The sequence below is a fragment of the Streptomyces resistomycificus genome (assembly GCF_001514265.1).
Lineage (GTDB): Bacteria > Actinomycetota > Actinomycetes > Streptomycetales > Streptomycetaceae > Streptomyces > Streptomyces resistomycificus.
This window is the reverse complement of record NZ_KQ948989.1, coordinates 958,367-973,453: the sequence shown is the minus strand read 5'-3', so window position 1 is coordinate 973,453 and position 15,087 is coordinate 958,367. Positions and strand designations below refer to the sequence as shown.

Below are 15,087 nucleotides of genomic sequence, written 5' to 3'. Positions count from 1 at the left end.
GGCGGTCCATCTCGCCTAGGCGCTCGCGCGGTGACGCTCGTGGTGGCGGGCCACACGGGCGCGGTTTCCACAGGAGGGCTTGCACCACTCCTGACGCGGATGCTCCTTGAGGAAGTACCGCACACAGCGCGGCGCGTGGCAGGACCGCAGTCGCTGCCGCTCGGGGCCGCCGAGGAAGGCGATCGCGGCGTGCGCGATCGCCGCGCCGAGGTCACCCCCTCCCTGTGCCGCCCGATGCCGTACGACGGGTTCGGCGTCCTCGGCCCAGTGCAGCTCGGGAACGGTGGGCGTGCGGGCGGCAGCGGCGTTGAGCCGCTCCAGGGCCTCGGGGACGGGCAGGAGGCGGGCGGCGTCGGCGGGGCTCGGGGCGGCGGGCCGTACGGCCCTGGCGAAGAGGGCGCGGATCGCCGCGCGCAGGTCACGGACAGCGGTGAGCGCGGCCTCGTCGGCGGCGTACCCGGCGGTGTCCCGGAGGGCGTCGGGGCGGGCCCGGACCCAGGCCGTGAGACCGGCGGGGTCGGTCAGGTCGTCGGCGACACCGCCGTGGCCGTCGTGGCGGATGGTCAGCGCCAGGTCGAGGACGAGCCGGGCGTCGCTGGTGATCGTGTCCTGCATGACGCTAATGATAGGTCCGCCTACATCCATTAGCTCCACGGTCTCCGGGTACCGGCGGGGGCAGGTCGTCTCAGTCGCCGGGTGGCGCCGGCGGTACCACCGCGACGGGGCTCGCCGCGTGCAGGAGGACGGCCTGGGTGACGGAACCGATCATGCGGGCCGGCGCCGACAGCCGGCGCCGGTGGCGGCCGACGACGACCAGGTCGGCGCCCTTCGAGGCGGCGACGAGGTGGCCGGCCGCGGCGCCCGGCGCGACGGACGGGTCGGTGCGGACGTCGGGGTGCCGGGCGCGGTGCGGGGCGAGGAAGCCCTCGGCCAGGGCCCGCGTCTCGTGCTCGACGACGTCCTGGTCGATCATGAGGGGCGCGAGTTCGCCGGGGAGGGCCCAGTCGTGGATCGGCCAGAGGTAGGCGGCGACGACCTGGAGTCGCGCGCCGCGCAGGGCCGCTTCGGCGAAGGCGAAGGCGAGGGTGGCCTCGTCGGGGCTGTCCACCTGGAGGCCGACGACCACGCGGGGGCCCGACCCGGCCGACGCCTCGCCGTACACCTCGCGTCCGGGCCGGGGCACCACGACCACCGGGCATTCGGCGTCGCGGGCGGCGGCCATGCCGTTGGAGCCGAGCAGCAGGCTGGCGAAGCCGCCGCGCCCCCGGGAGCCGAGCACCAACAGCTGGGCGGTGGCGCCGAGTTCGGGCAGCAGGGCGCCGGGCGCGCCCTCCAGGGCGACGTACTCGGCCCCCGGGGGACCGGTCCGGCCCTCCAGGCGGCCGCGCACCTGGTCGAGCACGGGGTCGCCGTCCGGGTCCGCAAGACCGGCGACCACAACCTCGGACTGGCGCCAGGCCGCGTACTGCCGCACATGAACCACGCGCAGGGGCGCCTCACGCCGACGGGCGGCGTCGAGGGCCCAGTCCAGGGCGCGCAGGCTGTCGTCCGAACCGTCGACCGCCGCGACCACCGGCAGAGCGCTCATGGGTCACCCACCTCCGGATTGCGACCTTCCACTTCCGGGGGTCAGCCTTGCTCAGGCATGAGTCCCGGGAAAGCGTTCAGGGTCGTGTGTCCGGAAAAACGGGCGGAACACCGCCGGATCGGCCGCCGGGCGGCGGGTGACGGCAGACGGTCACGGCCCCCGGCGTCCACGGTGTCGGCCGGCCGGCTCAGGTCAGGTCGAACTCCCCTTCCCTCGCGCCCGACACGAAGGCACCCCACTCCGCGGGTGTGAAGATCAGGGAGGGGCTCTCGGGCCGGTCGCTGTTGCGCATCGCGATGAATCCCTCGACAAAGGCGATCTGGACATCCCCCAGGCCACGGCTGCTGGAGTGCCAGTCGGCCTTGCTGAGGTCCAGCTCGGGCTTGTCCCAGCCCACGAGCGGCTGCTGCTGGATGGTGGTCTCGGCCACGTCCGTGCTCCTCCCGATTGCGTCGTCCGCGGCCAGCCTAGCGATCGGTTCCGGGCCCCAACAGGCCACGTGAGGGGGACTTTCAGGAGGCGGGGGGCTCGGACCCCACGAGCCACATGGAGAAGAACTGCGATCCGCCGCCGTAGGCGTGCCCCAGCACCCGCCGGGCGCCCTCGACCTGGTGTTCCCCGGCCAGCCCGCGCACCTGGAGCGCGGCCTCCGCGAACCGGATCATGCCGGAGGCACCGATGGGATTGGTCGACAGGACGCCGCCGGACATGTCGACGGGCAGGTCTCCGTCCAGTTCGGTCACGCCGGACTCGGTGAGCTTCCAGCCCTCGCCCTCGTCTGCGAAGCCGAGGTTCTCCAGCCACATGGGCTCGTACCAGGAGAACGGCACGTACATCTCGACGGCGTCGATCTCCCGGCGCGGGTCGGCGATCCCGGCCTGCCGGTACACGTCGGCCGCGCAGTCCTTGCCGGCCTGCGGCGACACGCAGTCCTTGCCGGCGAAGAGGGTGGGTTCGCTGCGCATCGCGCCGCCGTGCATCCAGGCGACCGGACGCGGGGCGCGGGCGGCTCCGGCCCGGTCGGTGAGGACCATCGCGCAGGCGCCGTCGGAGGACGGGCAGGTCTCCGAGTAGCGGATCGGGTCCCAGAGCATGGGCGAGGCCTGGACCTTCTCCAGGGTGATGTCGTGCTCGTGCAGGTGCGCGTAGGGGTTTCGCAGCGCGTTGCGCCGGTCCTTGTAGGCGACCAACGAGCCGACCGTGTCGGGGGCGCCGCTGCGTCGCATGTACGCGCGCACGTGCGGGGCGAAGAAGCCGCCGGCGCCGGCCAGCAGCGGCTGCTGGAAGGGGATCGGCAGGGACAGCCCCCACATGGCGTTGGACTCGGACTGTTTTTCGAAGGCCAACGTCAGCACCGTGCCGTGGACGCGGGCGGCGACCAGGTTGGCGGCGACCAGCGCGGTCGAGCCGCCGACCGAGCCCGCCGTGTGCACCCGGAGCATGGGCTTGCCGACGGCGCCCAACGCGTCGGCGAGGTACAGCTCCGGCATCATCACGCCCTCGAAGAAGTCGGGCGCCTTGCCGATGACGACGGCGTCGACGTCCGCCCAGGTCAACTCGGCGTCTTCCAGGGCCCTTTGCGCGGCCTCCCGCACGAGCCCCGCGATGGAGACGTCCCGGCGCGCGGCCACGTGCCGGGTCTGGCCGATCCCTACGACGGCCACGGGCTCCTTGCTCATCGTGGATCCCCTTCGAGTACGGCGACCAGGTTCTGCTGGAGACAGGGGCCGGAGGTGGCGTGGGCGAGGGCGCGGTCGGACCGGCCCCGGTGGATACCGGCGGCGGCCTCGCCGATGCGGACGAGCCCGGCGGCCATGACCGGGTTGGCGGCGAGGGCGCCGCCGGAGGGGTTGACCCGTACGCCGTCGTCCAGCCGAAGCGCCTTGCGCAGCACGACCTCCTGCGAACTGAAGGGCGCGTGCAGTTCCGCGGTGTCGACGGGCCGCCGGAAGGCGCCCGCCCGCTCCGCGGCGAGACGGGTGGAGGGCGAGTCGGTGAGGTCGCGGACGCCGAGGGCGTGTGCCTCGATGCGGTGGTCGATGCCGCGGATCCAGGCGGGACGCTCGCACAGTTCCCGGGCCCGGTCCCCGGCCGCGAGGACGACCGCGGCGGCTCCGTCGACGACGGGCGGGCAGTCGCCGGTGCGCAGGGGTCGTACGACGTAGTCCCCCTGCGGCGCCGCGTCGGCCCGGGAGCCACGGCTCCGGGCCGCCACCGCGGCCAGTGCCGGCTCGTCCGTGTCGCCGGCGTCGATGAGGGCCTGGGCCTGGAGGGCGGCGAGGGCGACGGAGTCCGGCCACAGGGGCGCCACGTAGTACGGGTCGAGCTGGCGGGTCAGGACGTCGCGGACGGAGCCGGGTGTCGACTTGCCGTAGGAGTACACGAGGGCGGTGTCGGCGTCGCCGGCCAGCAGCTTGGTCCACGCCTCGTACAGCGCCCAGGCGCCGTCCATCTCGACGTGGGACTCGGAGATCGGCGGCCAGGCGCCGACCCCGTCGAGGGCGAGGGTGAAGGAGAAGGCGCGGCCGGCCAGGTAGTCGCAGGAGCCGGAGCAGGTGAAACCGATGTCGGCGGTCTTGAGGCCGGTGCGGTCGAGCACTTCGTGCAGGACCGGCATAAGCATCTCCACCTCGGAGAGCTCGTCGGCGCCGCGCCGGTGGTCGGTCCGGGCGAAGGCCACCACGGCAATCTCACGCGTCACAGCAGCTCCTTGTACGTCTCGTAGTCCGCGTCGGGCTCGCCGGTGGGCCGGTAGTGGTCGGGGTGGCGGGCACCCTCCGTCCACACGGGTTCGACCCGCAGTCCCATGCGCACCTGGTCGTAGGGGATGCCTCCGATACGGCCGTGCAGGGCGAGGTCGGCGCCGTCCAGGGCGATGTGGGCGTAGACGTAGGGCACCTCGATGTCGAGGTTCCTGGCCTTGATGTTGACGATGCAGAACGTGGTGACCGTGCCGCGGGGCCCCACGTCCACCTGTTCCGATGTGGCCACGCCACAGGTGGGGCACGCCCCCCTCGGCGGGACGTACACCTTGCGGCAGGAAGGGCAGCGCTCGCCGACCATCCGCCGGTCGGAGAGGGCGTGGAGGTAGTCGGTCTGGGCCCGGCCTGGCGAGTAGGTGTAGTCGAGTCGGGCCGGGGCGACGATGCCGGTGACCGGGTTCTCGAAGTCGCCGGTGTGGCCGGATGGCTGGGCCGGGTCACCGTCGTACGGCTCGAAGCACGCGATGTCGGTGACGGCGCCGGTGCGTTCGCCGGCCCAGCGCACGCGCACGCGCATCCCGGTGCGCACGGCGTCGGGGCCGGGGGCGTCGAGGGCGTGCAGGAGGGCGGTGTCGGCGCCGTCGAGGCGGACCAGGGCCCAGGCGAAGGGGGTGTCGAGTGGCTGGCCGCGGCGGGGGGCGTGGTTCCAGGCCCAGGTGGTGACGGTGCCGGTGGGGGCGACCTCGACCAGGTCACGGATCTCCTCGGCGGTGACGGGGTCGTACTCGACGGGCGGCACCAGGATCCGGCCGTCGCCGGTCCGCACCCCGAGGACGACGCGTTCGCGCAGGCCGGTGAGGAAGGCGCTCTGGACGGGGCCCAGGGAGCGGGTGAAGGGGAACTCGACGACGAGCGGCGCTTCGAGGACTTCGGGCATTGCGGACGTCTCCTTCTGCGCGAGGTCAGGCGCGCTGGTACGGGAGGTCAGGCGCGCTTGTAGGCGGGCGGGCGCTTCTGGGCGAAGGCGCGGGCGCCCTCCTTGGCGTCGGCGGTGTCGAAGATCGGCCAGCCGCGCTTGAGTTCGGCGGCGAGCCCGTCGGCCTCGGTCATCTCGGCGGTCTCGTACACCGAGGCCTTGACGGCCTCGACGGCCAGCGGGCCGCACGCGTTGATCTGTTCCGCGATCTCCAGGGCCCGGTCGAGGGCCGTGCCGTCGGGGACGACATGGCCGACCAGACCGATGGCGGCGGCCTCGCGGGCACTGTAGGGGCGGCCGGTGAGCAGCATCTCCAGGGCGTGGGTGCGCGGGATCTGCCGTTGCAGCCGGACGGTGGAACCGCCGATCGGGAACAGGCCGCGCCTGACCTCGAACAGCCCGAAGGTGGCCGACTCGCCCGCCACCCGGATGTCGGTGCCCTGCAGGATCTCGGTGCCGCCCGCCACGCAGTGCCCCTCGACGGCCGCGACGACCGGCTTGCGGGGGCGGTGGTGGCGCAGCATCGCCTTCCAGTGGAGGTCGGGGTCGGCCTCGAGGCGGTGCCGGTGGCGTTCACCCTCCATGCCCTGGCCGGCGAGGGCCTTGAGGTCCATGCCGGCGCAGAACGCGCCGCCCGCGCCGGTCAGCACGATCGAGCGGACCTCGTCGTCCTCGTCGGCCTCGACCCAGCCGTCGTACAGGCCGACGAGCATGGCCAGCGAGAGTGCGTTCCTGGCGTCGGGCCTGTTGAGCGTGAGCACCAGTGTGGCGCCCTCGCGCCGCACGGTGAGGTGTTCCGTCCCACCCATTTGCCCATCTCCCCTCTGAGAGAACGAGAACAGGTTGCAGGAGGCGCGTGGGCACTTCAAGGGTTTTCTGACACCCAGTCAGATTTCTTCGCCGCGCACCCTTCACAGTTGCCGTGGCCTTTGCTCTGATGACCGCGAACCGCCACAGAGCCAGAACCTGTTCGGCGGTGGGGCCGTCCGAGGTCAGGAGGAGCGGTGGAGTACAACCTTGCCGACCTGTTCGAGTCGGTCGTCGACGTGGTCCCGGACCGCGAGGCACTGATGTACATCGACCATCCCGGTACGGGCGCGGAACGCCGGCTGACGTACGCGGAACTGGACGCCGCCGCCAACCGCGTGGGCCACCACCTTCTCGACAGCGGGGTGCGCCCCGGCGAGCACGTCGGGCTGCACCTGTACAACGGCGTCGAGTACCTCCAGACCGCGCTCGGCTGCCTGAAGGCGCGGATCGTGCCGGTCAACGTCAACTACCGCTACGTCGAGGACGAGTTGGTCTACCTCTACCGGGACGCCGATCTGGTGGCCCTGGTCTTCGACGCGGAGTTCACCGACCGGGTGGCGGCGGCACTGCCGCACACCGGGGCGCTACGGCACCTGGTCCGGGTCGGCTCACCGGCCCCGGGGGCGGCCGAGGTGCCCGCGGTCGGCTTCGCGGAGGCGGAGAGTTCCGGATCACCGGAGCGCGGGTTCCCGTCCCGCTCCGGTGACGACCAGTTCATCATCTACACCGGGGGCACCACCGGGATGCCCAAGGGCGTGATGTGGCGCCAGGAGGACCTGTTCTTCTCGGGGCTCGGCGGTGGCGCGCCGACCGGCGAGCCGGTGAAGAAGCCGGAGGAGCTCGCCGAGCGGGTCGCGGCCGGCGGCGCCGGGATCACCTTCTTCCCCGCTCCCCCGATGATGCACGGCACGTCCACCCTCACGGCGTTCATCGGTTTCAACTTCGGCCAACGGGTCGTACTGCACCGCAAGTTCGTGCCCGAACAGGTGCTGCGGACGATCGAGAAGGAGAAGGTCACCAGCATGTCGCTGGTGGGCGACGCGATGCTGCGGCCGCTGATCGACGCGCTCGAGGGGCCGTTGAGGGGCATCGACATGTCCTCCATGTTCAGCGTGTCCTCGTCGGGTGCGATCATGTCCGACACGGTGCGCAGGCAGTTCCGGGCGCTCGTCCCGAACGTGATGCTGCTCAACAACTTCGGCTCCTCCGAGTCCGGCTTCAACGGCACGGCGACCGAGGACTCTGGTCCGGAGCGGGGCTTCCGCGTCCGCGTCAACTCCCGCACCCAGGTGGTCGATCCGGCGACCCACGAGCCGGTGGCCGTCGGGGCGGTGGGCCGGGTCGCGCAGTGCGGCCATGTCCCGCTGGGCTACTACAACGACCCGCGCAAGACCGCCGAGACCTTCTTCGAGAAGGACGGTGAGCGGTGGGTGCTGCTCGGCGACATGGCCACCGTCGACGAGGAGGGCGTCGTCACCGTCCTCGGGCGGGGCTCGCAGTGCATCAACACGGGCGGCGAGAAGGTGTACCCGGAGGAGGTCGAGCAGGCGCTCAAGTCCCATCCCGACGTCTACGACGCACTGGTCGCCGGAGTGCCGGACCCCCGGTGGGGCCACCACGTGGCGGCCGTGGTGCAGCTGCGCGAGGGAGCGGTACCACCGTCCCTGGACGACATCCGCACGCACTGCCGAAGCCGCCTCGCCGGGTACAAGATCCCCCGCCAGCTGGTGGTGACCCAGGCCGTGCGGCGGTCGCCGAGCGGCAAGGCGGACTACCGGTGGGCTCGAGAGGTGGCGGTGGCGGCGGACGAGTGATTACCCACTCCGGCGATTGAACCGAAGGTGACCTGCGGACGTACTGGTAGTGGCAGGCTGGGCCGTCGGCCCCGTTTGCCATGCCAGTCGCACCACCGCACGGAAGGACCACCGGGTGTCGCTCTTCACTCGCTCTCGTCAGCTGTCGGACACCGAGGGCGGGGCGGACACGGACGGCGACACCGCCGTGACGGCGAAGGCGGGAGAGGACTCCGGCGCCGCACGGGAGAGAGAACACGACGGCGCCGAGGAAGCGGAACCCGGGCCCGAGGCGACATCCGGCGCCCCGCAACCAGGCTGGTTCGGCTGGCGGCGCCGCTTCCCCCGCACGGCACACGGCGTGACCGTCGGGACGTCCGTGCTGGCCGGCGCGCTCGTCCTCTTCGCGCTCCTGCTGCCCAACCGCCTCGAACGGCTCAACTTCGAGGCGTTCTTCCGCATCCCCGCCGAGGGGATCCTCCTCGTGGCGCTGCTGCTCGTGCTGCCGCCGAGGCCACGGCGGATCGCGGCGGTGGTCTCGGGAGTCCTCCTCGGGCTGCTGACCGTCCTGAAGTTCGTCGACATGGGCTTCTACCAGATCCTGGCCCGGCCCTTCGACCTGGTCCTGGACTGGATCATGCTCCGGAACGCGACGGACTTCCTCAGGGAGTCCTTCGGCCGCACCGGTCAGGTTCTCGCCGTGGTCGGCGTCGTCGTCCTGTTCGTCGCCCTGCTCGTGCTGACCACCCTGGCGACGGTGCGGCTGACCAACCTCATGGTCCGCCACCGTCCCGCCGCCGCCCGCACCACACTGGTCCTCGGCACCGCCTGGATCACCTGCGTGACCCTGGGCGTGCAGTTCAGCGGCGTCCCGCTCGCCACGAAGGGCAACACCGAGTTCCTCGGCAACCGCGTGGAACAGGTGCGGGCGGGCCTCAAGGACGCCAAGGTCTTCCGGAAGCAGGCCGCCGTCGACGCGTTCGCCGCGACGCCGCCCGACCGGTTGCTGACCGGCCTGCGCGGCAAGGACGTTCTGTTCACGTTCATCGAGAGCTACGGCCGGGTGGCGATCGACGACCCGGACATGGCGCCGCAGATCGACGCCGTCCTCAAGGAGGGCACCAGCACCCTGAAGTCGGCCGGCTTCGAGTCGCGCAGCGCCTGGCTGCGGTCGCCGGTGACCGGCGCCGGCAGCTGGCTCGCCCACTCGACGTTCCTGTCCGGTCTGTGGATCAAGAACCAGCAGCGGTACCGGAGCCTGACCACCAGCGACCGCGCGACCCTCACCAGCTACTTCCAGAAGACCGGCGACTGGCGGACGGTGGGCATCGTGCCGGGCGTCCGCCGCGCCTGGCCGGAGGGCAAGTTCTTCGGACTCGACCACATCTACGACTCCGAGCACCTCGGTTACCAGGGCCCGTACTTCAGCTGGACCCCCGTGCCGGACCAGTTCAGCCTGGAGGCCTTCGAACGCCTGGAGCACGGCAGGAAGGACCGCGAGCCGATCATGGCGGAGATCATCCTGGCCTCCAGCCACAACCCCTGGTCCCCGCTGGCCGAGATGATCGACTGGGACGACCTCGGCGACGGTTCGGTGTTCCACGAGATCAAGAAGCGGGGCGAGGACCCCAAGGAGGTCTGGAAGGACCCCGAGCGCGTGCGCACCGAGTACCGGCGGGCCATCGAGTACTCGCTGCGCAGCCTGACCGAGTGGGTCGAGCGCTACGGCGACGAGGACACGGTGCTGGTCTTCCTCGGCGACCACCAACCGGTCCCCACCGTCACCGCGGGCGACACCGGCAAGGACGTGCCCGTCACCATCGTCGCCCGCGACAAGAAGGTGCTGGACAGGATCTCCGACTGGGGCTGGACCGACGGCCTCAAGCCCGCCGGGAACGCTCCGCAATGGGGCATGGACAAGTTCCGCGACCGCTTCATGACGGCGTACGGGCAGTGACGACCGGGAACTCCCCAGCCCCGGCCCCGTCCGTCAGACGTCCGCCGTCGACGGTTCACGAGCGGCGCCGTCTGTGTCGAGGAACGCGGTGAGCCGGCGTACGAACCATTCCGGGTCGTCCAGCCACGGATAGTGGCCGGCGCCCGGCTGGACGGCGAACTCGGCGTTCGGGAACACGTCCGCGGCACGGCGGGCCAGGGCGGGACGCGGCCCTCCGTCGACTTCGCCGGCGAGGACGAGGACCGGGGCGGTCAGCCCCGCCAGGACGGCACGGGTCGCGGGTGGGTCGTAGGCGCCCTCGGAGCCGTAGACGTCGCCCGCCTCGTCGTTGAACTGGTCGTCCGCGCGGGCCTCGTGTTCCTTCGCAGCCTCGTCCCAGCGCCCGTGGAAGAAGGGCGCGAACGCCGGGTCGAAGTCGCCGGTCCCCGTCAGCCAGGCCTCGAACGCCGGGAAGGCGTCCTCGAACCAGGGCTCGCCCGCCCGCAGCCGGGCCGCCGCCAGCCGGTCCTCGCCCGTCGCCGGCATGCCCAGCGCCCAGGGTGTCGCGGTGACCAGCGCGAGGCGCCCCACCCGCTCGGGGTACCGGGCCGCGTACAGCATGGCGAGGCTGCCGCCCGCCGAGTGCGCGAGCAGGTCCATGCGCGCCGACCCCAGGTGGGCCCGCAACGCCTCCACGTCGTCCACGAGCCGGTCGCAGCGGTACGTCGCCGGATCGTCCGGCACCGCGGAGTTCCCGGTCCCCCGCAGATCGAGCAGCACCAGCCGCCGGTGCCCGGCGAGCCCGCCCAGGTCCCCGAGGTAGGCGGAGGCCCGCATCGGGCCCCCGGGCAGGACGACGAGCAAAGCGCCCTCGCCGCGGACGTGGTAGGTGAGTTCGGTCCCGTCGGGCGCGGTGAAGATCGGCATGACGCCGATCCTGACGGCGTACCGAGGCGTCCGCAACGGGGTTGTCCGTCGGCGACACGGGAGAAAGTGCGGGCAGGCGTCTTACCCGCGCCGACCCGGCCTGGATTACTGATCCCGAAGACCACGACCGAATGATCGGTCGCCCGGATGGTCGTGCTGGACGAGGGCGAGGTGCCGATGGTGGACGCGGCGGACCTGTTCGACGCGGGGGAACGGCTCGACGGGGCGGGTTTGCGGGCCCTGCAGCTGGAGCGGCTGCGTGCCTCGCTGCGGCACGCGTACGAACACGTGCCGTTCTACCGGGAGTCCTTCGACAAGGCCGGTGTCCACCCGGACGGCTGCCGGCGCCACACCTGCGGCCAAAGCCTGCGCCCGTTCGACGGGCGTGACCTCGCCGACAGCATCACCCGCGACTGCTGCCGGTTCGTCGCCTACCCCACCCGCACCGACTGGCGGATCCGCAGGGCGTCGGAGGACACCCCCGGCGCTCTCCTCGTCACCTGGATGTACGCCCAGGACAGCCACACCCAGGACATCGCCGATCCCGTCCACAACCCGGCCTGCGGGCGCCCCAGCCGCGGACTCGACTACGACCCCCAGACCTGTCACCGCGTACACCTCTGCCCCTCACCCGCCTGCCGGCACCAGTGGCCCGCCGACGACTTCCCCACGCCCTCGGACCACGCGGCCACCGAACACGACCAGCGCCCCGCCCTCGCGACCCGCTGACCCCGCTGGCCGGCCGGGACACCCTTCATGCCTGCGGGGCGGCCGTCGACACCGACTCCGGCCGCCCTGTCCCGCCGCCGGCCGCCGGCCGCCCGCATCGAAGACGTCCGTCACCGCCTCCGCGACCCGGCCGCCGCCCGCGACATCCTCGACCTGGACGGCCTCAACCCCCGGGTCCAGGACATCGTCCTGAACACTCCCGGCGCCCGCGAACTCATCGCCAACCTCGCCGACTACGCCATGCCGGTCTTCACCGACCACACACTTCTGCTTCAACCAGGATCGGGAGAGCCAGATACCGGCCTGATCCTGTCACCGAGCGAGTTCGGCTTGGCGAAGACCGCGGAACACCTCCGCAGTCGTCCATCCGCGCAGCGTGGCGTGAATCGACGAGCGGAATGCGGCCTCAGCCGTGGTGGCGTCGAGGGCCCCGGCCAGTTCGAGAGTCACGAGCCCGTGCAGGGTGGCCCAGATCGACAGGGCGATCGCCGTTGCGTCGCCAGCGAGGACGGACGCCGTCAAGGCGCGATCGATCGCCGCGAGGAGCGGACGGATCGGGTCACTGGCACCGACCTCCCCCGACGGGTCGAAGGCCTGCACACCACCGAACAGCACCGTGTACAGGTGACTGTGTCCGCGCCCCCAACGACGGTAGGCGACGGCCAGCGCGTAGAGGTCAGCGAGAGGGTCCGCCGAGGTCTGCACCGCCGACACGTCCCGGAACAGGCCAGCGACGGCTCTGTCGCGCACCGCACCGATCAGCCCGTTCTTACCACCGAACAACGAGTACACCGCCGTCGTCGACGCCTCGGCAGCAGCGGCCACGGCGCGGACCGAGACCGACTCCCGCGGACGGGTGGCGAGCATCTCGGTCGCGCACTCCACAAGCCGCTCTTTGACGGCCTCGTCGTTTGTTCTGGGCCTACCCACGGTCATCAGCCTACCTTCTTTGATAACGTCGTTTTGAAACAGTGTTCTGAAACTGTCGGAGGTCCGCCGTGCCCACGTCCGCCATACGTCTCGTCCGCTTCACCGGACGCTTACTGCTGGCCCTGGCCGCAGTCGCGACGCTGGTCGTCGTCTTTCTCGCACTGATCACCCTCACGGATGGGGCAGGTTCGGGGCTCGCCGCATTGTTGACGACCCTCGGGGCCGGGACTGTCCTCGCGCTGTGGCGGGGCTGGCACCGCACTTGGCCGGCGCGGCTCGTGCCGTTCCTGCCGGTGGTCGTCGCGGCGGCGTTGACGGCGACGGTCTGCATCCCGACCGTGCCGACGGCCCGGCGGTACCCGCCCGCGCTGCCGTTCGTGTCCACTCAGCACTGGAACCTGGCCACGGGCAGCCGGGTCGCCGTGTATCACTACCCGCCCGCGAACCCCGGGCCCCGGCATCCCGTCCCGTTCGTGTACCTCCATGGAGGACCCGTCCGCGGCATCTCAGTGCAAGACCACCGGTTTCTGCGACTCCTGGCACGCCAGGGCTACGACGTCTACGCCTACGAACAGGCCGGTGGCGGACGAAGCGACTTGCTCACCATGGACCAGTACACGATCTCCAGATCGGTCCGTGACCTCGCCGCCTTCGTCGACCACCTGGACAAGGGCAAGGTCGCCATCCTCGGATTCTCCTCAGGCGGAGTCGTGCTCACCCGAGCCCTAGCCGACCCTGGCGTCGCCGCACGCCTGCACCGGGCGATCATCGCCGAGCCCGGGCCCATGGACGGCCCCACCGCACACATCACCGGGCACAAGGGCCGAGCATCCGCACGGGGCCTCGCGCCCGCACCGACCGGACCGCGATCAACGGACGTTCCCCGGTACGCCGTGGCATTCGGTCTCATGCGACTCGGACTCCTCACCCCCGACACCGGACTGATCGGGCAGGCCGAAGGCGACAACGCCTTCACCGCCGCCGACCTCGGCAGCGACACCGCATCCGCCTACTGCGCGCGCGACGCGCACCGCATCCCCACCGAGGACACCGCACAGAACTTCTCCTTCAGTCCCGCCGCCAGCCTCCGCATCCAGCAGACGGTCAAGGACTCACCCTCCATCGCCCCTCAACTGAGGCGCTCACGTACCCCCGCGATGCTGATGATCGCCGAGTGCTCCTCCCAGGTCCGTCAATGGGCGACCGCCGCGCTTGCCAATGACCCCGCCATCCAGCGCACGCAGTACATGCCTGGAGTCGGACACCACATGTGGAACGGCCTCGACGACAACAACGACCGGGCTGTCGCCGTCATCACTGCGTTCCTTCAGAACAAGCCAGCCCCCCTGCCGAACTACCCGACCCGCGACGAGATCCCTACCTTCCTGCGCGACCACAAATGAAGACGTTGCCGCCCGGCACCGGCAAAGGGGGGCGAAACCTCGAAGCCGCCTGGGCCCTGCGCGAACTACAGCCAAGGACGAGCTCTTAGTCCGGAAAAGTGCGGCCGGCCTCACCGAACTCCTTGCCCGCGCACTCCGCGACCGCGGCAGCCAGGTCGAAGTCGAGCACCTCCATGTCCACCTGCCGCGCGTGCTGAAAATGCTTGCCGCCAACCCCACCCACACCAACCCCGAGCAGGAGCCCATCCGATGAAGCACCTATTCCGCCGCTGCGGCCACGCGCCCGGCCCTCTCAGCCCCGAGGACCAGGCCGCCATCGACCAGTGCCGCGCGCTGCTCGCCGCACTGCGCGACATGGAGCCCTGGACCCCCGGCCTCTACCGGGACATCGCCTTACGCGTCGGACCGTTCGTGGAAAGGGCCCACCCCCGCCCGGGCGAGGACCACGGTCCCGACCTGATCGCCGTCTCCCTGGTCCACCCCGACACCCCGCACACCGCGGCCTACCTCCACGGCCACCAACTCGGCTACACCGGCAAGGCTGGCTGCGCTGCGAGACAGACAAGATCCCCGAAGTGTGTAACCCGGCCCTCACACCGCTCCCCCACCCCGCAGCGGACCTGGACCTCCCCGACGACGTCGACATGGAACCCGCGCACTACGCCATCCACGTCGAAGCCCGCCGGAAGGACAACTCCGGCCGCATCCTGCTCCGCATGGGCCCGTACACCCAGACCTGGCTCGCTTCCCGTGACGCGGAACGCCTCAGCACACAACGGGAGGGCAAGGCAGCCACCGTCATGCCCCGGTACACGGTCACCGCGAAGGACACGCTGTTCCACGTCAGCGACCACGCCTCCTACAACGACCCGCACGAGACCGACGCCTGCGAGCTCCTGGCGGCCCTCCTCGAGGACATGAGCGCCTCATGGTGACCACGGCCCTGTACGAGATCGAGACCAGCGAGGCCGACGACGGCACGACCTTCCCCGCCGCAGGCATCTGGGCCCCCAGCAGTGAGGACGCGGCCGACAACGGGTTCATCACCTACGGCGGGCTGTACGTCGCCGGCATCGGAGCCCCGAACGATGACCGGCCGCACCCGGACAGGTTCGTCGCCCTCGGACACCAGCGTGGGCGGACACCTGGCGCCTCGTCTGGACACCGCCCACCGAGCCCGGCGCCGTCTCGATCACAGCCATGCGCCACCCCGCCGCCCCGGAGCCGTCACTGGCCTCCCCAACCCTGACCAAGGAGAGCCCGCCACCTGACGCACCCTGACGCACCCTGACG

The 15,087-nt window shown here is 71.4% G+C and carries 13 protein-coding genes and 1 pseudogene; 5 read left to right on the top strand and 9 right to left on the bottom strand.

Annotated elements, in window-relative coordinates; all coding sequences use genetic code 11:
• Positions 1-15: 15 nt before the first annotated feature.
• From AQJ84_RS09280 to AQJ84_RS09250, 7 genes are all read right to left on the bottom strand, one after another.
• On the bottom strand, positions 16-615 hold the full coding sequence (locus tag AQJ84_RS09280) for a CGNR zinc finger domain-containing protein (RefSeq protein ID WP_030042626.1): 600 nt from the start codon (positions 613-615) through the stop codon (positions 16-18).
• 70 nt (positions 616-685) lie between these two features.
• Positions 686-1,588 (bottom strand): universal stress protein, encoded by a 903-nt coding sequence (locus AQJ84_RS09275; RefSeq protein ID WP_030042627.1) that lies wholly within the window; start codon positions 1,586-1,588, stop codon positions 686-688.
• A 187-nt stretch (positions 1,589-1,775) separates the two neighbouring features.
• The gene (locus AQJ84_RS09270; RefSeq protein ID WP_030042628.1) at positions 1,776-2,018 is read right to left on the bottom strand and encodes a DUF397 domain-containing protein; all 243 of its coding nucleotides are present in this window, start codon (positions 2,016-2,018) and stop codon (positions 1,776-1,778) included.
• A gap of 82 nt (positions 2,019-2,100) precedes the next feature.
• Positions 2,101-3,267 (bottom strand): thiolase domain-containing protein, encoded by a 1,167-nt coding sequence (locus AQJ84_RS09265; RefSeq protein ID WP_030042629.1) that lies wholly within the window; start codon positions 3,265-3,267, stop codon positions 2,101-2,103.
• Positions 3,264-4,289: a thiolase domain-containing protein gene (locus AQJ84_RS09260; protein ID WP_053190140.1), complete on the bottom strand. Its 1,026-nt coding sequence runs from the start codon at positions 4,287-4,289 to the stop codon at positions 3,264-3,266. The genes AQJ84_RS09265 and AQJ84_RS09260 overlap by 4 nt, the downstream gene beginning before the upstream one ends.
• Positions 4,286-5,227 carry a Zn-ribbon domain-containing OB-fold protein gene (locus AQJ84_RS09255; protein WP_030042632.1) on the bottom strand — a complete coding sequence of 314 codons (942 nt, stop codon included), beginning with the start codon at positions 5,225-5,227 and terminating at the stop codon, positions 4,286-4,288. The genes AQJ84_RS09260 and AQJ84_RS09255 overlap by 4 nt, the downstream gene beginning before the upstream one ends.
• Before the next feature lie 47 nt (positions 5,228-5,274).
• Positions 5,275-6,075, bottom strand: a complete 801-nt coding sequence (locus AQJ84_RS09250) for a crotonase/enoyl-CoA hydratase family protein (protein ID WP_030042633.1) — start codon at positions 6,073-6,075, stop codon at positions 5,275-5,277.
• A 195-nt stretch (positions 6,076-6,270) separates the two neighbouring features.
• Between AQJ84_RS09250 and AQJ84_RS09245 the strand changes: the two genes are divergently transcribed.
• Positions 6,271-7,890, top strand: coding sequence for an acyl-CoA synthetase (locus tag AQJ84_RS09245; RefSeq protein WP_053190139.1), 1,620 nt, complete (start codon positions 6,271-6,273; stop codon positions 7,888-7,890).
• 115 nt (positions 7,891-8,005) lie between these two features.
• Complete coding sequence (locus AQJ84_RS09240) at positions 8,006-9,826, top strand: alkaline phosphatase family protein (RefSeq protein ID WP_030042634.1); 1,821 nt, start codon at positions 8,006-8,008, stop codon at positions 9,824-9,826.
• Positions 9,827-9,859: 33 nt separating this feature from the next.
• Here the strand turns inward: AQJ84_RS09240 and AQJ84_RS09235 are convergent, their stop codons facing one another.
• Entirely contained in the window at positions 9,860-10,732 is an 873-nt protein-coding gene (locus AQJ84_RS09235) for an alpha/beta fold hydrolase (protein ID WP_053190138.1), read from the bottom strand.
• A 177-nt stretch (positions 10,733-10,909) separates the two neighbouring features.
• Between AQJ84_RS09235 and AQJ84_RS42110 the strand changes: the two are divergent.
• Positions 10,910-11,077: pseudogene (locus AQJ84_RS42110) on the top strand (phenylacetate--CoA ligase); the annotation flags it as partial.
• A gap of 696 nt (positions 11,078-11,773) precedes the next feature.
• Here the strand turns inward: AQJ84_RS42110 and AQJ84_RS09225 are convergent.
• Positions 11,774-12,391 carry a TetR/AcrR family transcriptional regulator gene (locus AQJ84_RS09225; protein ID WP_030042637.1) on the bottom strand — a complete coding sequence of 206 codons (618 nt, stop codon included), beginning with the start codon at positions 12,389-12,391 and terminating at the stop codon, positions 11,774-11,776.
• Positions 12,392-12,459: 68 nt separating this feature from the next.
• Here AQJ84_RS09225 and AQJ84_RS09220 point away from each other — a divergent pair, with 68 nt between their 5' ends.
• Positions 12,460-13,794 carry an alpha/beta hydrolase gene (locus AQJ84_RS09220; RefSeq protein ID WP_053190137.1) on the top strand — a complete coding sequence of 445 codons (1,335 nt, stop codon included), beginning with the start codon at positions 12,460-12,462 and terminating at the stop codon, positions 13,792-13,794.
• A 575-nt stretch (positions 13,795-14,369) separates the two neighbouring features.
• A complete protein-coding gene (locus AQJ84_RS44025; protein ID WP_225877340.1) occupies positions 14,370-14,729 on the top strand; it encodes a hypothetical protein in 360 nt (119 codons plus the stop codon).
• Positions 14,730-15,087 lie beyond the last annotated feature (358 nt).

Coding starts and splice junctions, on each gene's coding strand:
- AQJ84_RS09235 (WP_053190138.1), bottom strand. CDS start 10,732: ATGCCGATCTTCACCGCGCCCGACGGGACCGAACTCACCTACCACGTC.
- AQJ84_RS09255 (WP_030042632.1), bottom strand. CDS start 5,227: ATGCCCGAAGTCCTCGAAGCGCCGCTCGTCGTCGAGTTCCCCTTCACC.
- AQJ84_RS09250 (WP_030042633.1), bottom strand. CDS start 6,075: ATGGGTGGGACGGAACACCTCACCGTGCGGCGCGAGGGCGCCACACTG.
- AQJ84_RS09275 (WP_030042627.1), bottom strand. CDS start 1,588: ATGAGCGCTCTGCCGGTGGTCGCGGCGGTCGACGGTTCGGACGACAGC.
- AQJ84_RS09265 (WP_030042629.1), bottom strand. CDS start 3,267: ATGAGCAAGGAGCCCGTGGCCGTCGTAGGGATCGGCCAGACCCGGCAC.
- AQJ84_RS09280 (WP_030042626.1), bottom strand. CDS start 615: ATGCAGGACACGATCACCAGCGACGCCCGGCTCGTCCTCGACCTGGCG.